19 protein-coding genes and 1 pseudogene are annotated in these 18,387 nt (G+C 39.4%); 9 read left to right on the top strand and 11 right to left on the bottom strand.

Annotation, left to right across the window (positions count from 1 at the left end):
• The first annotated feature begins 165 nt into the window (after window positions 1-165).
• The 3 genes and pseudogenes from ACRWQN_RS06995 to ACRWQN_RS06985 all read left to right on the top strand — a co-directional run bounded on the left by ACRWQN_RS06995 (window position 166) and on the right by ACRWQN_RS06985 (window position 3,043).
• The gene (locus ACRWQN_RS06995) at window positions 166-1,380 is read left to right on the top strand and encodes a hypothetical protein (RefSeq protein ID WP_434928585.1); all 1,215 of its coding nucleotides are present in this window, start codon (window positions 166-168) and stop codon (window positions 1,378-1,380) included.
• A gap of 81 nt (window positions 1,381-1,461) precedes the next feature.
• A pseudogene (locus tag ACRWQN_RS06990) lies at window positions 1,462-2,485 on the top strand (efflux RND transporter permease subunit); the annotation flags it as partial.
• An 84-nt stretch (window positions 2,486-2,569) separates the two neighbouring features.
• Window positions 2,570-3,043 (top strand): NYN domain-containing protein, encoded by a 474-nt coding sequence (locus tag ACRWQN_RS06985; RefSeq protein ID WP_434940292.1) that lies wholly within the window; start codon window positions 2,570-2,572, stop codon window positions 3,041-3,043.
• A 22-nt stretch (window positions 3,044-3,065) separates the two neighbouring features.
• On the opposite strand, the gene ACRWQN_RS06980 is transcribed toward ACRWQN_RS06985, so the two are convergent.
• Complete coding sequence (locus ACRWQN_RS06980; protein WP_434940291.1) at window positions 3,066-3,491, bottom strand: OsmC family protein; 426 nt, start codon at window positions 3,489-3,491, stop codon at window positions 3,066-3,068.
• A 230-nt stretch (window positions 3,492-3,721) separates the two neighbouring features.
• Here ACRWQN_RS06980 and ACRWQN_RS06975 point away from each other — a divergent pair, with 230 nt between their 5' ends.
• Window positions 3,722-4,162: a thioesterase family protein gene (locus tag ACRWQN_RS06975; RefSeq protein ID WP_434928582.1), complete on the top strand. Its 441-nt coding sequence runs from the start codon at window positions 3,722-3,724 to the stop codon at window positions 4,160-4,162.
• A 109-nt stretch (window positions 4,163-4,271) separates the two neighbouring features.
• On the opposite strand, the gene ACRWQN_RS06970 is transcribed toward ACRWQN_RS06975, so the two are convergent.
• Together ACRWQN_RS06970 and ACRWQN_RS06965 are read right to left on the bottom strand one after the other, a co-directional pair.
• Complete coding sequence (locus ACRWQN_RS06970; protein ID WP_434940290.1) at window positions 4,272-5,774, bottom strand: putative bifunctional diguanylate cyclase/phosphodiesterase; 1,503 nt, start codon at window positions 5,772-5,774, stop codon at window positions 4,272-4,274.
• Window positions 5,775-5,839: 65 nt separating this feature from the next.
• Entirely contained in the window at window positions 5,840-6,682 is an 843-nt protein-coding gene (locus tag ACRWQN_RS06965) for an HDOD domain-containing protein (protein ID WP_434940289.1), read from the bottom strand.
• A gap of 285 nt (window positions 6,683-6,967) precedes the next feature.
• On the opposite strand from ACRWQN_RS06965, the gene yegQ reads away from it, so the two are divergent.
• Together yegQ and ACRWQN_RS06955 are read left to right on the top strand one after the other, a co-directional pair.
• Complete coding sequence (yegQ, locus tag ACRWQN_RS06960) at window positions 6,968-8,356, top strand: tRNA 5-hydroxyuridine modification protein YegQ (protein WP_434928579.1); 1,389 nt, start codon at window positions 6,968-6,970, stop codon at window positions 8,354-8,356.
• Window positions 8,357-8,375: 19 nt separating this feature from the next.
• Window positions 8,376-8,633 (top strand): YfhL family 4Fe-4S dicluster ferredoxin, encoded by a 258-nt coding sequence (locus tag ACRWQN_RS06955; protein WP_226410683.1) that lies wholly within the window; start codon window positions 8,376-8,378, stop codon window positions 8,631-8,633.
• A gap of 82 nt (window positions 8,634-8,715) precedes the next feature.
• On the opposite strand, the gene ACRWQN_RS06950 is transcribed toward ACRWQN_RS06955, so the two are convergent.
• From ACRWQN_RS06950 to ubiT, 3 genes are all read right to left on the bottom strand, one after another.
• The gene (locus ACRWQN_RS06950) at window positions 8,716-9,651 is read right to left on the bottom strand and encodes a PA2778 family cysteine peptidase (RefSeq protein ID WP_434940288.1); all 936 of its coding nucleotides are present in this window, start codon (window positions 9,649-9,651) and stop codon (window positions 8,716-8,718) included.
• Window positions 9,652-9,738: 87 nt separating this feature from the next.
• On the bottom strand, window positions 9,739-10,119 hold the full coding sequence (locus ACRWQN_RS06945; protein ID WP_434928577.1) for a PA2779 family protein: 381 nt from the start codon (window positions 10,117-10,119) through the stop codon (window positions 9,739-9,741).
• 428 nt (window positions 10,120-10,547) lie between these two features.
• Window positions 10,548-11,075, bottom strand: a complete 528-nt coding sequence (gene ubiT, locus ACRWQN_RS06940; protein WP_434940287.1) for a ubiquinone anaerobic biosynthesis accessory factor UbiT — start codon at window positions 11,073-11,075, stop codon at window positions 10,548-10,550.
• Window positions 11,076-11,224: 149 nt separating this feature from the next.
• Here ubiT and ubiU point away from each other — a divergent pair, with 149 nt between their 5' ends.
• Together ubiU and ACRWQN_RS06930 are read left to right on the top strand one after the other, a co-directional pair.
• On the top strand, window positions 11,225-12,238 hold the full coding sequence (gene ubiU, locus ACRWQN_RS06935) for a ubiquinone anaerobic biosynthesis protein UbiU (protein WP_434940286.1): 1,014 nt from the start codon (window positions 11,225-11,227) through the stop codon (window positions 12,236-12,238).
• 11 nt (window positions 12,239-12,249) lie between these two features.
• Window positions 12,250-13,137, top strand: coding sequence for a U32 family peptidase (locus ACRWQN_RS06930; protein ID WP_434940285.1), 888 nt, complete (start codon window positions 12,250-12,252; stop codon window positions 13,135-13,137).
• Between the two features lie 13 nt (window positions 13,138-13,150).
• Here ACRWQN_RS06930 and ACRWQN_RS06925 read toward each other — a convergent pair whose 3' ends face one another.
• Entirely contained in the window at window positions 13,151-13,846 is a 696-nt protein-coding gene (locus ACRWQN_RS06925; RefSeq protein WP_434940284.1) for a hypothetical protein, read from the bottom strand.
• A gap of 480 nt (window positions 13,847-14,326) precedes the next feature.
• Here ACRWQN_RS06925 and ACRWQN_RS06920 point away from each other — a divergent pair, with 480 nt between their 5' ends.
• The gene (locus ACRWQN_RS06920) at window positions 14,327-15,688 is read left to right on the top strand and encodes a YjiH family protein (RefSeq protein WP_226410689.1); all 1,362 of its coding nucleotides are present in this window, start codon (window positions 14,327-14,329) and stop codon (window positions 15,686-15,688) included.
• A 96-nt stretch (window positions 15,689-15,784) separates the two neighbouring features.
• Here ACRWQN_RS06920 and ACRWQN_RS06915 read toward each other — a convergent pair whose 3' ends face one another.
• From ACRWQN_RS06915 to recO, 4 genes are all read right to left on the bottom strand, one after another.
• On the bottom strand, window positions 15,785-16,309 hold the full coding sequence (locus ACRWQN_RS06915; protein WP_434940283.1) for a DUF962 domain-containing protein: 525 nt from the start codon (window positions 16,307-16,309) through the stop codon (window positions 15,785-15,787).
• A 130-nt stretch (window positions 16,310-16,439) separates the two neighbouring features.
• Window positions 16,440-16,820: a holo-ACP synthase gene (gene acpS, locus ACRWQN_RS06910; protein ID WP_434928571.1), complete on the bottom strand. Its 381-nt coding sequence runs from the start codon at window positions 16,818-16,820 to the stop codon at window positions 16,440-16,442.
• Complete coding sequence (gene pdxJ / locus ACRWQN_RS06905; RefSeq protein WP_434930274.1) at window positions 16,820-17,557, bottom strand: pyridoxine 5'-phosphate synthase; 738 nt, start codon at window positions 17,555-17,557, stop codon at window positions 16,820-16,822. Before pdxJ ends, acpS begins: the two co-directional genes overlap by 1 nt.
• A 98-nt stretch (window positions 17,558-17,655) precedes the next feature.
• The gene (recO, locus tag ACRWQN_RS06900) at window positions 17,656-18,363 is read right to left on the bottom strand and encodes a DNA repair protein RecO (protein WP_434940607.1); all 708 of its coding nucleotides are present in this window, start codon (window positions 18,361-18,363) and stop codon (window positions 17,656-17,658) included.
• Between the last annotated feature and the right edge of the window lie 24 nt (window positions 18,364-18,387).

Raw genomic sequence — 18,387 nt, 5'->3', positions numbered from 1 at the left:
ATTTTTTGTCATTTATACTCAATCCTCGCCATAATCTGTTTGTAAACCCCTAACAAGTTAAGTATTATCACTTATTAATGGATTATTTTGTGCGTTGCTGATTTTTGTTAACAATTTCATTTTGCAGCGATTGTATAAGCTAATAGTTATTCAACGGAGATATCAGTGAGATACGGTTCAATTAGCCTTGCGTTATTGTGCTTATTTGCGAGCAACTCTTTTGCTGCATTAGAAGTCATCAACCCAGAAGAAGAAAGACGTCTAACTCAAATTGAAGATCAATTCGATATTGATGCGCTATTAATTTCAGTTAATAACAAATTTACCCAACATAATAAGAAAGCCTTCGATATTGAAGAGTTAGTTGAAAAAATTGAAAGTGAAAAACTATCATATGATATGTTAATCACTGATTTACCTAAAAAAATTCTTGCTAAAGATAATTTACCTCAAGTCTATAAGCAAATTGAATCAACAGTAAATAAGATTGATGAGCTTGAAACTCGCTCAGTTCAAGAGTCGGCAGCGTTAGAAGCTGAAAACACTGAAATTTTGGCAGAATACAACGCGATTAATAGTAAGCGTACTGAACAAAGTAAACAGTTATTTAAGCTAAAAACCGATATCACTAATCGCTTGATTGGCGATTTATCAAAATCAAGTAGTAGTCTACCGGTTAATATTAACGGTTCGACTGAGTGTTCTAAGTACCAGTCTATTACTGAATGTTTGAAAGAGTCTAAAAGCTTTATTCTAACTAACACTCGTAATGAGTCACCTTTTTTGAACGATAAAAGTGTGCTGTTGTCGTACGAAGTAGTCGATGCCAACATGAACATGAATGGCAACTTAAACTACAAAGTGGCGATGAAATTTAAACCATCATATAACAACAAAATTGACCAGTTACTCAATGAACGATTAGGCTTAAGCTCAGCCATGATCACTCTGGTTAGTAATGTGCCTGCCGATTGGTTTGTTAATGGTGTAAAAATTGGTACTGGTAAAGAACTCTTCCATGAAATTCCATTAGGTAAACATGGCATTTTGGCTTCATACCAATCAAAAGATAAATCAAGTGTTGAGAATATTGAAGGCAACGGCGTATTTAATTACACCTTTGACTCATCAGGTTCAACCCTAAGAAAAACTAATAACACTGAATCTCCACGGGTTGCCGCTGAATCGCCTAAAGGTGAGATCAAGCAAAAACCAAAAGCTAAATACACTTTAATGGCAGATCAAACAAGCATTAAAGAAACCAAAGAACCAGAAGCGAAAAAGTCACTGTCTGATCGAGGTTATGAGTATTTTATGGGTGTCACACCGTCAAATAAAAAGCAAAATTTTGAATTTACCAATGAACCGGTAGAAAAATAATTTACTCGATATTAGCTTAACGCTTAATCAAGCCATGCCACAGTGCATGGCTTTTTTATTACGCTATTTTATCCACGTATCAAAATATCCCTTTCCTGGGCAATACACTGGAGACTTGCTGCACCAATCGTGATTATGGCTTGTCTTGGTGGCAGTTACTTACTGATACCATCACAATTAGCGCCGCAAGAAGATCGCGTTGTGCTGTATGCCTTTCTGAGGGGACAAGCTATAACCGCATGATAACCAATCTGGACATAGTTGAACAAAGATTAATGCCATTATTAGGTCAAGGCACGTTCAAGTCATTTAGTATTCAAGCACCGGCCTTTGGTGGTCGAGCGGGTGATCAAACTGGTTTTGTTGTTATGCAATCAGAAGACTGGGCAGACAGGAATGCTCATGTAAAACAAGCTTTAGCACTCATTTCATTAACCCTTAAAGATATTCCAGATGTCATGGTGCGGCCTATGATGCCAGGCTTTAGAGGTCAATCTAGCGAACCTGTAAAATTTGTATTAGGCGGGTCTGACTATCATGAATTACTAAAATGGCCCAAGTACTTCAACAAGAAGCCGATACTAGCCCTATTCTTGAAGGCGCTGATAAGCAAAAATCAATTCCCCTCAAAGCTAACTTAAGTGAAGGCTAAACCTTGGGAGAAAGATTAAGCTTTCTTGAACAGCGCGCTTTCGAATTAATCCCCGCAGACATCTCCATTACATATACTGGAGAATCCAAAGATTTTAAAGAAATTCAAAGTGGCGTTATCATTGTATTTGGCTTAGCGTTATTAATTGCCTACTTAGTTTTAACGGCGCAATTTGAAAGTTTTATTAATCCTTTAATTGTTATGCTGACTGTTCCTATGGTGAGATTCGGCGGGTTTATTGGGCTAGTGCTTACCAGCCAAGGTATTAATATTTAAATTCAAATTGCGGTTGGTACTGTGATATTTTTTGGGATGGCATTCGCTACTCTAGTAACCCTGTTTGTTATACCCACTATGTATCGGTTAATTTCAGCATCAACCAAATCACCTGGCTTTGTGGGCAAACAATTAGAAAAGGCGATTGAAAAACAACGTCAGGCAAAGCTTACATAATGCTTAAGTTTAATAGTGCTTGGCTTAATATGGTAGCATGCACTATTAATGCTTTATTAAACTCATGTATCAAAAGGTTGATTAATGTATAAAATTGCTGTGTTTGTTGATGTTCAAAATGTTTATTACACCTGTAAACAAGCTTTTGATCGCAGCTTTAACTACCGTGAGTTATACAAACAATTAGCTGACAGGGGCGAGATTACCCATGCAATTGCTTATGCAATTGCGCCAAATGATGATGGTCAGGTCAAGTTTCAAGATGCGCTAAAATACATCGGCTTTACGGTTAAAACAAAACCCTACATACAACGCAGTGATGGCTCAGCCAAAGGTGATTGGGATGTAGGGATTACCATTGATATGCTTGAACTGTCCGCTGACGTTAATGAAGTTATTTTACTGTCAGGGGACGGTGATTTTGACTTACTGATTAAAGCGATTAACCGTAAACATGACTGTTTAACCCATGTGATCAGTGTGCCACGGTTAACGGCAAAGTCGCTCACAGATCAATGTCAGCAGCATACCCCAATAGATTTTACACTGCTGCGATAATCGGCAAGTTATTCAAAGCACTTTATTTAGCACTATGGCTGACTAAAGTAGGGTTGAGTAAATTATCGTGTACCGGACAGCGATGACATACTTCATCAAGAAATGCCTGTTTTTGTTGTTCATCTAAATCTGCATCAATCGCCGCAATTAAATCAATCTGCTTAAAGCCAATTGGGTCATCCGTTGGCTGTCCTGATAATCCTGCAGTATTTACCACAGCTTTAACTTGCATATCAAACTGACGAATATGGACTTTTTTATCACGCGCAACCATTTTGGCAATGGCAGAAATACATCCTGCAAGTGAAAATAAAAACGTTTCTAATGGGTTTGCCCCTTCATTACCCGCTGTGGGTTGATCTATGATCAATGTGTGCTCACGAATTTGGGCAGTCACTTTCCAACCTTCACCCATAGTGGTGTTTACTTCAATAATTTTGTCCGCCATAGAGCACCATCCATTTCAACAATATTAAATTTACATTAGAAAAATCTTATGGATTTAATTATACCTTTGATTTTTGCATAATGGCAATGGTTACTAAAAATACCATTATTCTATGTTTAATATATTCACTGAAAAGTTGTTCAAAATCCTCTACACTGCCATCGTTTCATTTCGACTTACACGCTAATAATGCACCGCTTTATACAAACGATAAAACAGTTAGGAAAATTATGAACAAACCTGCTAATCACAACTCGCTCATTTGGAGTGATACCGCTCACTTTGCCGTACAAATTTATTATGAAGACACTGATTTTTCAGGCGTGGTTTATCATCCTAATTTTTTAAAGTACTTTGAACGTGCCCGTGAACACGTTATTGGGGCGAGTGTATTGCAACAACTTTGGAATGAACAAGGTTTGGGTTTTGCGGTATATAAAAGCGATATGATTTGTCATGACGGGGTGGAATTTGCAGATATTATTGATGTTAGAACCCAATTTTGCTTTGAAAGTAAATATCGCACTATATGGAAGCAAGAGATATGGCGCCCTAATGCCAATAAAGCAGCGGTGACCGCTAATATTGAAATGGTTTGTATGAATAAAAACCGACAACTCGCACCGATGACATCTGACTTAATTGCATTGCTTAATAAGACTATGCCTTAATACTATTAAGGCCCTGTTTAATCGGTAAGAGTTTTATTAAGGTTATCAGGGTAATGAGTCATATTAACGCTATATAACTTTAGCGAGTGACAATAAGTACCATCACTAATTATAAATAAGCCTGAAATTGGGATAGCTTTGGGTAAGCAAAGGCAAACTCAGTGGCATCACAAGGCTTAGAAAAGTAATCTCCTTGAATACGGTCAACACCAAACTCAGTTAACGTTTGTAAAATACTGAGCGTTTCAACGCCTTCAACTGTTACTTCAAATCCCAGTTCCTTAGCCAGCGCGATGGTCATTTTTACAATACTTTGCGCTTGTTTTTCATCTTGAAAACCTTCCAAAAACGCCTTATCTATTTTGACTTCATTGACCGGTAAATGGCGTAAATAAGCCAGCGAAGAATGACCGGTTCCAAAATCATCAATAGCCACTTTCATGCCTATTGCCTGTAAAGCCTCTACCGTACTGATTACGTGCTCAACAGATTCCATCAAAGTGCTTTCGGTTATTTCAATCATCAAGCATTCAGCCGGAACTAAATAACGTTGCAGTGTGGAGGTAATATTATTAACCAAGTGCTCATTGTGTAAATCTGCACTGGATAAATTAATCGCCACTTTGACATTAATCCCCTGCTCTCGCCACTTAGCCTGCTGAGATACGACTTGCTCTAATACCCAATCGCTGATCATTCCGATCATACCGGTTTTCTCAGCTAAAGGAATAAACTCATTGGGTGAAACATCGCCCAAACCTTCATGATGCCAACGAATAAGAGCCTCAACTTCAACACACTTACCGGCCTTAATATCTAACTTCGGCTGATAAACCATAAACAGTTTATTTTGCCGTAAATTTTTGGGCAAACTATTTATAATCAATAACTCACGATACTGTTTCTTATCGTCATCTTTATCGTAGTAAGCGATATGATTACGGTGCAGCTTAGATTTTTTTAACGCTAAATCTAATCGACGCAGCATAATGCTCACATCGCCATGATGTTCCGCTACAGCTAGTACCCCTAACTGAACTGTAACACTGATCGGTTGTTGTTCTATTTCGAATGGCTGTTGCAACAGCTGCTTTATTTCAATTAAATATTCATCGCTTACGCTATTGGGGAAAAATAACAAAAATTCGTTGCCATTCATCCGAGCAACAAACTGAGCTTTTTCCGGTAGACCCTCAACACGATGAGCAAAGGCCTTCAACAAAGAGTCACCAAAAACAAAACCGAATAAGTCGTTTACAAAGCGAAACTGTTTAATATCAATTAGCACAATCATGCCTTGTTTTATCGGCATACGACTAAGCATTTTGCGCTTAAAACCGACTCGATTTGATAAACCGGTGAGCTTGTCGCGTTCAACGTTAAAAGGAATGGATTTCTGTAAATTGGTTAACACAGTAATAAGCGGAGTGAACGCTTTGGGAGCAAGGCCAAAATCAACGGGAGAAATCATTTGTAGCTGGCGTTCTAACGTGTATGTCAGATGGCGTAAATAACGTTTTAGACGCCAACAATAAATGCCACCAACAGCCAGGATAATGCCGAGTAAGGTAGCAAACATGAGCACACTAAATAGAAATACTGTCTGAGTCATTAAATTGTTTTATTCACGTTATACCAGCACAAATAATTATTATCATCCGCAATTGTTAGTATTAATTATTCATAACTTTCTTTAATTGAATGATATAGATCAGTAAACACATCACTGCCTAAATCCTCTGGCGTTACAGGTAATCCTCGATCAGCGAAAACACTGAGACGCTGCTCTAACTCTTCACCCGCACGCAACTCTCCGGTATAAAAAGCGGCTGAGCGAATAAAGTCTAAATAGGTGACGCGCTCTGGCAGATAATGTAAATCAGCCCATCGTTCAACCACTTCAGTCACTTCAGGGGCAAAGTCCCAACTTTTCAATACAGCTCGACCTATAGGTCCTTGCATTTTACGTACTAAGCCGCGTAGCTGATCGATACTGGCAAATAACTCTGGGTGTAATTCTGCTTCAGACAATATTGGTAATGCACCAATATTATGTACCAATCCCGCTAAGGTAAGGGTTTCGCGGTCTAATTTTTTACTTGGATTACGCTTATTATAAACCTCTAACATTGCACAAGCCGCTGCTGTCACTTCAATAGATGTTTTCCATACTTCATCCATGACTTCCCAGACCATTTCATTAGTCGAGATAAATAGCTGCTCCATTGCAACAGAAGTCGTAATTGATTTGATTTGAATTAAGCCGATACGGTTTACCGCTGCAGTTATATTCTCGGCTTTGTTGCCTCTTGAATATAATGCGCTATTAGCCACTTTAATGATCCGGGCAGAAATAGCCGCATCTTGGCCAATAATATCACCCACTTGTTTCAAACTAGAGTCAGCACGGGAAACCACTTCTTGAACTCTCATGGCCACTTCAGGCAATGTTGGAAGTACTAATGAGTCGTCTTTTAGTTTTTTTAATAAGCTGACTAGTAGTTGATGTTCAGTAGACATATTGTCTCCATCAAAAAAAGGAAAATCGTTAAGAATAGAATTGTATACCGAATACAGGCTAATGTGCGAGTTAAGCTAATCAAAATCATTACAATGTTAAAACTTTACTAACAAAATTATATTACCACTTCAGCACAAGTTTAATATACATCTATATCACTGTTGGTAAGCTTAAAAGGAGAGTTACCTCACATAACAGAGGGCTATGTTTGCTCCACGGTTATATCTTAAGTACGATCCTGCCCCCGCGATTGGTGCGTTTTTAAAGCTAGATTGAGAGTAATTATGTTTAAACCAGAGCTATTGTCTCCTGCCGGTACCCTTAAAAATATGCGTTATGCCTTTGCTTATGGTGCAGACGCTGTATACGCTGGCCAGCCTCGCTATAGTTTACGGGTTAGAAATAATGACTTTAAGATGGAAAACCTAGCCTGTGGTATTCAAGAGGCACATTCTTTAGGTAAAAAACTTTATGTTGTGAGTAATATTGCGCCCCACAATGCCAAATTAAAAACCTATCTAAAAGATATGGAACCTGTGGTTGCGATGAAGCCCGATGCGCTGATCATGTCTGACCCCGGACTAATAATGATGGTACGTGAAGCATTTCCTGAACAAGTGGTTCACCTTTCAGTACAAGCTAATGCGATTAACTGGGCATCGGTTAAATTTTGGCAACAACAAGGCATTAAACGAGTCATTTTATCCCGAGAATTGTCACTTGATGAAATAGAAGAAATTCGTCAACGTTGCCCTGATATTGAGCTTGAAGTGTTTGTTCACGGTGCATTATGTATGGCTTATTCTGGTCGCTGTTTATTATCTGGTTATATTAATAAGCGCGATCCGAATCAAGGTACTTGCACTAATAGTTGCCGCTGGAAGTATGATGCCCATGAAGCCAAGCAGGATGACAATGGTGACATCATAGCACTGCAATCAAGCCCTTCAATTTATAATCCAAGGGATGCACAAATTACAGTACCTACCTTAGGTGCAGGTGCACCTACCGATAAAATGTTCTTACTCGAAGAGCCCGGTCGTCCAGGTGAACTCATGCCTGCCTTTGAAGATGAACACGGCACCTATATTATGAATTCAAAAGACTTGCGTGCGATTCAGCATGTCGACCGATTGACTAAAATGGGCATTAACTCATTAAAAATTGAAGGTCGAACTAAGTCTTTCTATTATGTGGCTCGCACTGCACAGTTATACCGTCAGGCAATTGAAGATGCCGCTGCGGGTAAGGACTTTAACCGAACACTTATGCATAATTTAGAAGGCTTAGCTCATCGAGGCTATACTGAAGGCTTCCTTCGCCGCCATGTGCATGACGAATACCAAAATTATGAACATGGTTATTCTGTTAGTGACACTCAACAATTTGTGGGCGAGTTTACCGGTAAACGTAATGCCGATGGCCTGGCCGAAATTGATGTTAAAAATAAGTTCTCCGTTGGTGATAGTGTAGAAATTATGACACCACAGGGTAATATGAACCTAACCATTAACCATCTTGTTAACCGTAAAGGTGAACAAGTTGAAGCTGGGTTAGGTTCTGGGCACTTTGTATTCCTAAAACTGCCACCAGAAGTCAGTACTGATAAAGCAATTTTAATGCGTAACTTGCCACAAGGTCAGGATACTCGTAATCCTCATCAACAAGGTTAAACTATTATAAGGTTAAACTATGGCTCTACTCATCGACGATAGCTGTATTAACTGCGACATGTGTGAACCTGAATGCCCAAATTCAGCTATTACTATGGGCGAAGAAGTCTATGAAATCGATCCTGAACTGTGCACCGAATGCGTAGGTCATTATGATAAACCGACTTGTATTTCTGTGTGTCCTATTGATTGTATCGCCATTGATCCAGACTATAAGGAGTCTCAAGATGAGCTCCTTATTAAATATGCCGAACTTACAGGGCCACAAGCAAATTAATCGCTACAAAAGCCTATTTAAGTCAATAGACTAGACTTCAACTAAACGCCTAAATACTCAATAGCTAAAGGTAGAGATTGGCTTAATTACTGAAACAAACAGAATTATCAGGCATTTTTTCGATCTCTTTTTGGCTACTTTGAATATTGCTATCAGCCGGTTGCAGTCTAAGTGCTTTTTCAATCATTTCCATTGCTCGCGGTTTACAGCCTGACAAAGACAAACTATAGGCATAGTTATTTAAATAGGCAGCCTGTTGCTCAAAGTGTTGTTCAGCCAGTTGCTCAGTATAAATGAGTCCCTGCTTATACCAAAAATCAGCCTTGACGTTATCAATGGTTAAATAATAGTTTCCGAGTAAAAAGTAGCTTAGCCAGTAATCTGGCCATTGTCGGGTGGCATTTTCTAAAGCTTCAATCGCGTAAGTGCTTTTACCAATACTAAATAGATCTTGAGCTGCACTGGCATAAACGAACGGATCAAAATGTAAACTTGCGGTATCAGTTGGCACTGCCGCCAGCAACCAATACTGGCCTCGCTTCCAGGTTTGTTCAAATACTTTAAATTCGGCGATTCGGTCTTTATTGGTACCTGAATGCAAGACCACATGCTGCTTATCTAAGTCATAGCCTGTAACCACTGCGTAGTGCCACATGGGATACCATGCTGTGGATAAATTTTGTAATACAATAACTGGAATATTTTCACTCACCAAAGAAAGTAGTTGTGTCAGACTACCAGACTCAGCATAAGCAAGCAGCCCCTGTTGACGTGTTGCAGCAACCATTTCAATTTGTAAACTGCCCTCTAAATCTGGAATAAAAAGTGCTGGTGCAATTTGCTGTGGCGTTTTAGTCACTCCATAAAAATTAAATACTTCCGATAGCGTCGTGGGACCGCAAAAATAATCCTCTTGAGGATAAAAAGGCACGTCGGCTATTTGATATTTAAGAGGGATATTATGGGGATTTGCTAACAATTGCGATGTTTGAGGTGTAACCGATGAACAGCCACTCATAAATAAACAAAAGCCAATCAACAGAATGGCTTTTTTGAATATGCTATATTTCAAAATACAAGTAGCACTGATATTTGAAGAATCGATTTAGTTTATTGGCCGAATGAAGGAAAATACGTCGGTAACACCCACCAAATCGAGTACCACTAATACCACTAATACAGTGACGACCACCCCAACGATGCCACCTGCTGCTGCAGGCATATCATTCATTTGGGTATTCAATTGATTTAATTCCTGGTCCGTCATACTGGCGATACGGATTTCTGCATCTTCAATACTAACACCAAGAGCCACCAGTTTATCTTGAACTTCAACGTTGTTAAGCATTTCAATAACTTGTTGCTTATTATAAATACTTTGTTGCTGGACTATAACCTGTTCTGAGGAAATAACACCTGCATAAGTACTAGTAATACACACTAAATAAGTTAATATTACTGAGGCAACGACTAGAATTTTTCTCATTATATTTCCTTTAGTTGAACGAATTTATATACCTAGTAAAGAGTAAAGTGAATACTAAGTAATAACAAGCTGTATCGAGCTTAGGCACAGAATTGTAGTGGCCAATCTAAAACGCACCAACACTTTAATATGAATATTTTATCTAACATTACAGCCTTACTGTGCAATATTTTACATTCAAGCACACTGATAATAGTCTACGATCTACATCCCTTGGGTAAAACCTTGATGTTTTGCGTCGGAAAATCAAAGTCCGTTAGCCCTTCTTTGGCTTATTTTTATACCGTGACTATTGCCTATCTAACACACCATTAATTTAAGTTCTTATCAGAAATAGCTATTACAGGCTTCAGTAAAATGCCTATACTTATTTAATAACACAGAAAAGCTGTGATCAAAACGAATTCAGATTCTGGGCCTGACTTAAATTAAGCAATTTTCACTATAGCAGCTTTGGCCTGCAACGTTTCTAAACTGAATAATAACTTGCCAATTGCTACGCCTATGGGTTTAGGTAAGGAATCGAGTTCTATAGACAAAAGCAGATTTTTAGCCTCTAAACCCAGCTCAGTATCCCCTTCAATCAATAGTTTACGTTGAAAAAAAAGGCTATCGGGATCTTCTTTACCTGAGGCAATTAACAGCAGTTCAGGCATATTTCCGCTGAAGGTCACATCTGTTTGGTTTAATTCTCTCACGACCACCTTAGGCTGGATTACTTGGCTTATGCTTATCGCAAAATCTAGACCAATATCAAGCACTTTTATACCAAGCCATTTACCTGCAATAAAATCCATCTCACCTGCTGAAAGTTGTTTTTCGAGGGCTAAATTGATCAATTTAGTTATCACCTCCCGCTTGAAGCTCTTGGGTAAAATAGCTAAAGAATGACGCGTCATTACAGGTGCTGAAGTTAGTATTTTTGTAGATAGGGATTGCTGTAGTCCATTTAACATGAAGCTTTCCTACAGGGAATGGGTAATAATTCAAACCAGTTTACCCAGATTTTATGCTTAGAAACCTGTTCCAAATCAAACCTTGTTAACTCAATCGCTTTTACACTCAACGCCCTATCGACAATAACAACAAAACTGCGAGAAAGATCATGGAACTTTTATGTCCTGCGGGTAACCTTGCCGCCTTAAAAGCGGCATTTAATGCTGGCGCAGATGCCGTTTACCTTGGATTAAAAGATGACACCAATGCTCGATCATTTGCTGGACTTAATTTTTCAGCGGAGCAAATAAAACAAGCGAGTCAATTGGCTAAACAACAAAATAGAAAACTTTTCCTGACTCTAAACACCTTTGCAAAACCTGGGCATGAAGGACGTTGGAAACAAGCCATCGATCTCGCCGCGAATTTAAATCTGGATGCGGTAATTTGCGCCGATATTTCATTACTCGAATATGCCCATCACCATTACCCTGGTCTCCCCTTGCATTTATCTGTGCAAGCTAGCGCGACCAATGTTGCCGCGCTTTCTTTCTACAAAAAGCAATTCAACATTGAACGTGCAGTTTTACCTCGAGTACTGTCCATGAAGCAAGTTAGAGACTTAGCTAAGGTCAGCCCGGTTGATTTAGAAGTATTTGCCTTTGGCAGCCTTTGTATTATGGCCGAAGGTCGCTGCCAGTTATCCAGCTATGTGACAGGCCAGTCGCCCAATACCGGCGGCTCTTGCTCACCAGCTAATCATGTTCGCTGGCAAGATTCTGGCAACGACAAGTTAACCCGCTTAAATGAGGTACTGATTGACAAAGCCAGTCAAGATGAACAATTAGGGTATCCGGTGGTGTGTAAAGGACGTTACCAAACAGATAACGAGATGACAGCTGAATATATGTTGGAATCGCCCACTAGCTTAAATACCATCGGCCTTATTCCTGAGCTTGCCCAAGCAGGTATTCGCTCACTTAAAATTGAAGGGCGTCAACGTAGCCCAGCTTATGTCACCCAAGTCACTCAGGTGTGGCGCCAGGCAATTGATGCCTACTTTCAATCACCAGAACTCTTTAACGAAAAACTTAAAAATCAACATCAATGGCATTCAGCACTCGATAAAGTGTCAGAAGGCCAAGTCACCACTTTGGGTGCATATGAACGCCAATGGCAATAGGGACTAATGACATGAAACTTTCTCTCGGGCCCCTGACATATTGCTGGAATAAAACCAGCATATTTGAGTATTACCAAGCGATTGCTGACACCAACATAGATACCGTTTATTTAGGCGAGGTCATTTGCAGTCGCCGTCGTGAAATGAAATATAAAGATTACCTTGAATTGGCTCATATGCTGGCGGCTAAAGGAAAAAAAGTGATTTTAACCACCATGACCTTAATTGAGTCGCACTCAGAAATTAATGAGCTTAAACGCATTATAGATAATGGTGAGTTTGCTATTGAAGCCAATGACATGGCGGCTGTTAACCTTGCATCAGAAGCGAATATACCTTTTATATGCGGCCCATCATTGAACCTCTATAATCGAGGTTGTCTTGATGTCATGCAAAAATTAGGCATGACAAGATTTGTGATGCCCTACGAGCTGTCCCGAAAATGGCTCGAGCAAGTATTAACACAAAATACAACACCATTCGAAACTGAAGTTTTAGGTTATGGCTACATGCCATTAGCGCATTCAGCCCGTTGCTTTACTGCCAAGCATCATCAAAAACCTAAACTCGATTGCAAGATTGTTTGTCTGCAATATCCCAAAGGGCTATTGACCCAAACCCAAGAGTCACAACCTCTACTGAGATTAAACGGTATCCAAACTCAATCGGCAGCAAAGGTTAATCTCATTAATCAGATCCCTTCAATGTCTAAAATCGGCGTCGATTATTGGCGATTGTCACCAACTGGACTGGAGGACATAGGATTAATTACTCAAATAGCATCCAGCCAGCACAGTGAATTGATAGCGATAACACCATCACATTCAGCGATAGAGTGTAATGGATACTGGTTTGGTGAAGCGGGGATGCAAACAAATCAAAGTACTAATGCACTATAACCTTTAAAAGCCACTATGTTTTAACAGATTTATTTAACCAAGGCAGCAGTGATAACACCCAACAAACCAATGTAATATCACTGCACCATTGAATGAATGCCTGCCACCAAAGCTCGGGGGTGGGAGATAACGTTGCAGATGCTGCGATAATATCCACGAAAGTCGTCACCTGAGTTGGAGTCGAAATAACATTTGCATAAGGGAGAATAAACGCACTGAAATTAAGTAGTAAGCAAATAGAAGCAAGCAGAGATGCAATCTTAACTCGCTGCCAGCCCATATCAATCGCATAAAGGATAAAAGTCGCACTAGCGACAGTTGAAAATATCATTAAGTAGCTTAGGCCATAAATATGTAAATGATAAACATTTAATGGAAATAGGCCTGTGATTGCCAAAGCAAGAAAACTAGCAGCGAAACTCAACCAAAAAGGATATTTCAGCCAACCTTTGGTCACTTGTAAAGCAAACAAGCAGGCTAATGCGATACTCAGGCTACCAAAAAATATTCCCCCATTCAAAAGCAGTGCAAATTCAGAATGACCATAATGCCCCAGTTCACTCACACTGCTTTGAAGTAGCAAGAAACCTGCAAATCCATCGCGCGAGATCTCTAAGGTGCTGGCGATCACCAAGCCTAACAGTAGCCCAAAACATCCTAATAAATTAAAACGTACAGCCAACTGGGCAATTTTGTGTTGATTTGTCATAACACCATTTACTGTTAAACGCATGCACATGCAGTTTAAATGACATTGAATTATAAAACTGAGTGCTAAACAGCAAAACTATTGTTTAATTATCGCGCTTTTAGATAAAAACTCTATAATTTAGTAGTATTTTTATTGGCATATTGGCGTTACAGATGTGTGAATATGTACCTACAGAGTCAATTTAAGACAACTTTGATACCTAAAACAGAATAAAAGTAAAAAAACACCAGACCTCACTAACAAGTGTAACCTTCTGATTACATTTATTTTAAGTACATAAAAGCTTTTTTAAGATACAATATAAATAATCAAAAATAAGTGCTAACTATTCGTTTAATTGAATCATTTTACTTAAACTTGAATAGACGGTAACCTTGCGGCAAAAATAACTATCATAAATACTTTTAGCCATACTCTTATTGGCAGGACTTGGTAATTTATTGACTGCCTCAAGTAGGTAGATTTAAGGTATTAGACGTGAACCAACAGAAACCAATACATAATCTCAAGACAATATTAACTTTTATCATACCGTCTCTGATCGGTTTGTTACTTTTTATTGCCCCTATTAGCACAGACAACGGCTTAACCATACCTATTGCTATCGTTTCTAAAGCGTTACAGTCCGCAATGGGAAATACGATTCAACTGATTGTCACTGGTATTGTAATTTTTATGGCCTTTATTTCTGTTCTGGCCAGATTAATCAAACCTAAGTTTGTCAGACAAAGTCATTTTTTACATGCCTTGCTTAATGTGTCACTGTTTTGGTTACTAATGCGAGTACTAGGTGCCGTATTTATTGGCTTAACGTGCTTTGAAGTTGGCCCTGAAGCTATTATTTCAGGTAATACTGGTAGTCTAGTGTATAACGACTTACTGCCCGTGCTTTTTTCAGTATTTGTATTTGCAGGTATGCTATTACCCCTACTACTGAATTTTGGATTGCTTGAATTTTTTGGCACTATGCTAACAAAAGTTATGCGGCCAATATTTAACTTACCCGGACGCAGTGCCGTTGATTGTATCGCCTCTTGGTTAGGTGACGGTAGTGTCGGGATTTTAATGACGTCTAAGCAGTATGAAACACGCTTTTATACGCAACGAGAAGCAGCGGTTATTGGTACCACGTTTTCTGCAGTATCAATTACATTTAGCTTAGTGGTAATTTCACAGGTTAAATTAGAGCACTTATTTGTACCATTTTACCTGACTGTCTGTTTAGCTGGCATAGTCGCTGCAATCATAGTACCTAAGTTGCCCCCACTTTCTTGGAAGAAAGATAACTATATCGATGACACTCCCCGTCACCCAGATGATGAGATGATCCCAAAAGGTCATGGGGTATTTTCTTGGGGTTACCATCAAGCATTAGAACGCGCATCACAAGTCACTAGTGTTAAACAAGTGATATTAGATGGGATTAAAAATGTCGTCGATATGATTTTTGGCATAATACCTGTGGTTATGGCCATTGGCACAATGGCGTTAATACTGGCAGAGTACACTCCCATATTTGATTATTTAGGCATGCCTTTCATCCCTTTATTGGAACTATTACAAATCCCCGATGCTGCCCTGGCCTCTAAAACGATTGTTGTCGGTTTTGCTGATATGTTTATTCCTTCAATTTTAGCCAGCTCAATTGAGTCGGACCTGACGCGTTTTGTGATTGCTGCTTTATCAGTGACCCAATTAATTTATATGAGCGAAGTGGGTGCTCTGCTTATTGGCAGTAAAATTCCAGTTAACTTTTTAGAACTGTTCGTCATCTTCATTTTACGTACAGTTGTGACCTTACCTGTTATCGCCTTAATGGGACATATCATTCTGTCTTAAGTGATTACTCAGACTCAACTAATAAAAAAAGCCGTCATCAGACGGCTTTTTTATTTTATAATCAGCTAACTTTGAGGTTTATGTTTAGCGTTAAGCCTAAACAGCCCGCTTAGCGGCTTCAATTGCTCGACGTTTATCTCTGGCAATAGGTGTTATTTCTGCATCTAATTGTTTTTCCCAGCCAAACATAAAATACAGTTCCGCCATTAAAAAAAATGGCCCAATAAGTAACTGATTTAAATCATCCATAAAAGCAGGTTTAGCTTTTTCATATTTATGACCAATAAATTGAATCACCCAACCAATCACAAATATGGATATGGCTAATACAAAAGGATGGGCAGTATGTACTGCCATTTCAGAGGTAATTAACACAGGGACGATAAATAACGTTAGCCCTATAGCAAGCCTAACATGCAGCTTGAAGTAATAACCAAGCACAATCAACATCACTATCATTGCCGCACTGAATTCGAAGTCACCGTATTGAAAGCGTAATGTTCCAAACATTAAAAATGCTGACCAAATGATCATTGGCACTCCAAAAAAATGGGTTTTAATATTTTTCGGGTTCAAATGAACACTTTTATAGGTGGAAAGTTGTTCTACTGCTGATTTCATTTTGAGTCTCTATTTTGAGTTATTATCTTATTAATTTAACGTATGAAATCTTATTTGCAAAGCCATTAAAAAAGGCGCCAATGCGCCTTAATAATATAAAGGGTAAGATAAATCTAAAATGGATACCCAATCAACTCTCTAACACCACAGTTGCCACCGCATAATGCTGTTCATCAGCAATAGTGATAAAGCCATGACGCCCCTTTAATTGCTCAAGTCGTGCTTTTGCTCCCAGGGTAAAAGTGACGATGGGCGCACCATTGGCATCATTAGCAATGTGAATATGTTGAAATGACACCCCACGCCCAATGCCTGTTCCTAATGCTTTAGCGGCGGCTTCTTTTGCGGCAAAACGTTTTGCCAGAAATCGCTCTGGTATTTTTGATGCGGCATAAAGTGCAAATTCTGCATCTGTCAGCACACGCTTGGCCAATTTGTCACCAAGTCGTTCACGTTGATCACGTATGCGCGCAATTTCAACAATATCAGTACCTATGCCGACAATCGCCATTACTCGCCTCTACGACCTTCAAGCATTAATTGCTTCATATCACGTACCGCTTTATCTAAGCCATCAATGGCCGCACGCGCAATAACAGCATGGCCAATATTTAACTCATATAACTCTGGAATTGCAGCTATAGGTTTAACATTATGATAGTGCAAACCATGACCTGCATTAACGACTAAGCCTTTACTGTGCGCATAGGTAGCCATTTCTGCAATGCGTTTTAACTCTTGAGCTTGTTCTGCATCAGTATGTGCGTCTGCGTAACAGCCAGTATGAATTTCAATGTAGGGTGCACCAGATGCGACAGCTGCATCTATTTGAGCTTTATCGGCATCGATGAATAATGATACTTTAATGCCCTGTGCAGCTAAACGAGTCACCGCTGCAGTAATTTTATCTAACTGGCCAGCCACATCTAAACCGCCTTCAGTGGTTAACTCTTCACGCTTTTCTGGCACTAAACAAGCGTAAGCAGGCTTGACTTCACAGGCGATAGCAATCATCTCTTCCGTGACCGCAAATTCAAAGTTCATCCGTGTTTTAAGGGTCTTTGCTAATAAGTAAACATCACGGTCTTGAATATGGCGACGGTCTTCACGTAAATGAATCGTTATACCATCGGCACCGGCATGCTCAGCAACTGCAGCAGCATGAACAGGATCAGGATAATGGGTGCCACGAGCCTGACGTAGGGTGGCGATATGATCGATATTAATACCTAAAAAAATGGCGCTCACGGTAGGTTCCTTATCATGATGATAATAAAATTATTGTCTGGCTATTGTACTGATAATGGTGAGTTAATTCGAGATTATTATCCGCATTGTTGTACTCGCTAGGGCTTAACGAATAATTGACGACTCAACAATGGTTTATTGCCTAATAGTGGCGTGAGTAAAAAACGCATCAAACCTTTGGCACTATTGAGGTGCTCTGCTGATAACTGCTCATTTTGCAGCGCAATTAACATAGCACCCGGCACTACACTTCGACTGTGATTAAATGTGCCTGTACTATGCTGTAGCACTGGAATAAAACCACAATCAGTTTCTAATCGATACGCACTAGTCGCTTCAATCGTATTACCGTCAACATCATATTGCAGCGAAGGTAATGCCCCGAGTTCAAGCAATAGTGCTTTTTCAAAAAAACGTAAATGGCTGGAGCAAAATGACTCGGCTAGGGATATTAAACTGCGATGATAAGCTATAAATAAAGGCTCTGCTTGATGATCAACCGTTAACAGACGCACCAATAATTCGTTCAAATAAAAACCTGAATACAAGCTAGTACCACTGAGCGGAATAGCCGGTGCGGCGGCTTCAATGTGAGTAACGGTTTTTAAAGAAAGGTTTTTAGCTTCTGATTGGGCACTAAATTGAATAATAAGTGGCTGAAACGGTTGTAGTATTGATTTAATTGAACGTTTACCACTGCCAGTACGGGCAATGGCATCAACACGTCCGACACCGTCAATCAGTAAGTTAACAATCACACTGGACTCGCGATAAGCCCTGTGATGTAAAACATAGCCACGTTTCATCGTGGCCATGTTCGTATGCTTAGA

The organism is Shewanella sp. HL-SH8, from assembly GCF_051165765.1.
GTDB lineage: Bacteria > Pseudomonadota > Gammaproteobacteria > Enterobacterales > Shewanellaceae > Shewanella > Shewanella glacialimarina.
The sequence above is the reverse complement of the archived record's forward strand: the minus strand, read 5'-3'. Positions and strand labels throughout refer to the sequence as shown.

Coding starts and splice junctions, on each gene's coding strand:
- ACRWQN_RS06985 (WP_434940292.1), top strand. CDS start 2,570: ATGTATAAAATTGCTGTGTTTGTTGATGTTCAAAATGTTTATTACACC.
- ACRWQN_RS06980 (WP_434940291.1), bottom strand. CDS start 3,491: ATGGCGGACAAAATTATTGAAGTAAACACCACTATGGGTGAAGGTTGG.
- ACRWQN_RS06975 (WP_434928582.1), top strand. CDS start 3,722: ATGAACAAACCTGCTAATCACAACTCGCTCATTTGGAGTGATACCGCT.
- ACRWQN_RS06970 (WP_434940290.1), bottom strand. CDS start 5,774: ATGACTCAGACAGTATTTCTATTTAGTGTGCTCATGTTTGCTACCTTA.
- ACRWQN_RS06965 (WP_434940289.1), bottom strand. CDS start 6,682: ATGTCTACTGAACATCAACTACTAGTCAGCTTATTAAAAAAACTAAAA.
- yegQ (WP_434928579.1), top strand. CDS start 6,968: ATGTTTAAACCAGAGCTATTGTCTCCTGCCGGTACCCTTAAAAATATG.
- ACRWQN_RS06955 (WP_226410683.1), top strand. CDS start 8,376: ATGGCTCTACTCATCGACGATAGCTGTATTAACTGCGACATGTGTGAA.
- ACRWQN_RS06950 (WP_434940288.1), bottom strand. CDS start 9,651: ATGAGTGGCTGTTCATCGGTTACACCTCAAACATCGCAATTGTTAGCA.
- ACRWQN_RS06945 (WP_434928577.1), bottom strand. CDS start 10,119: ATGAGAAAAATTCTAGTCGTTGCCTCAGTAATATTAACTTATTTAGTG.
- ubiT (WP_434940287.1), bottom strand. CDS start 11,075: ATGTTAAATGGACTACAGCAATCCCTATCTACAAAAATACTAACTTCA.
- ubiU (WP_434940286.1), top strand. CDS start 11,225: ATGGAACTTTTATGTCCTGCGGGTAACCTTGCCGCCTTAAAAGCGGCA.
- ACRWQN_RS06930 (WP_434940285.1), top strand. CDS start 12,250: ATGAAACTTTCTCTCGGGCCCCTGACATATTGCTGGAATAAAACCAGC.
- ACRWQN_RS06925 (WP_434940284.1), bottom strand. CDS start 13,846: ATGACAAATCAACACAAAATTGCCCAGTTGGCTGTACGTTTTAATTTA.
- ACRWQN_RS06915 (WP_434940283.1), bottom strand. CDS start 16,309: ATGAAATCAGCAGTAGAACAACTTTCCACCTATAAAAGTGTTCATTTG.
- acpS (WP_434928571.1), bottom strand. CDS start 16,820: ATGGCGATTGTCGGCATAGGTACTGATATTGTTGAAATTGCGCGCATA.
- recO (WP_434940607.1), bottom strand. CDS start 18,363: ATGAAACGTGGCTATGTTTTACATCACAGGGCTTATCGCGAGTCCAGT.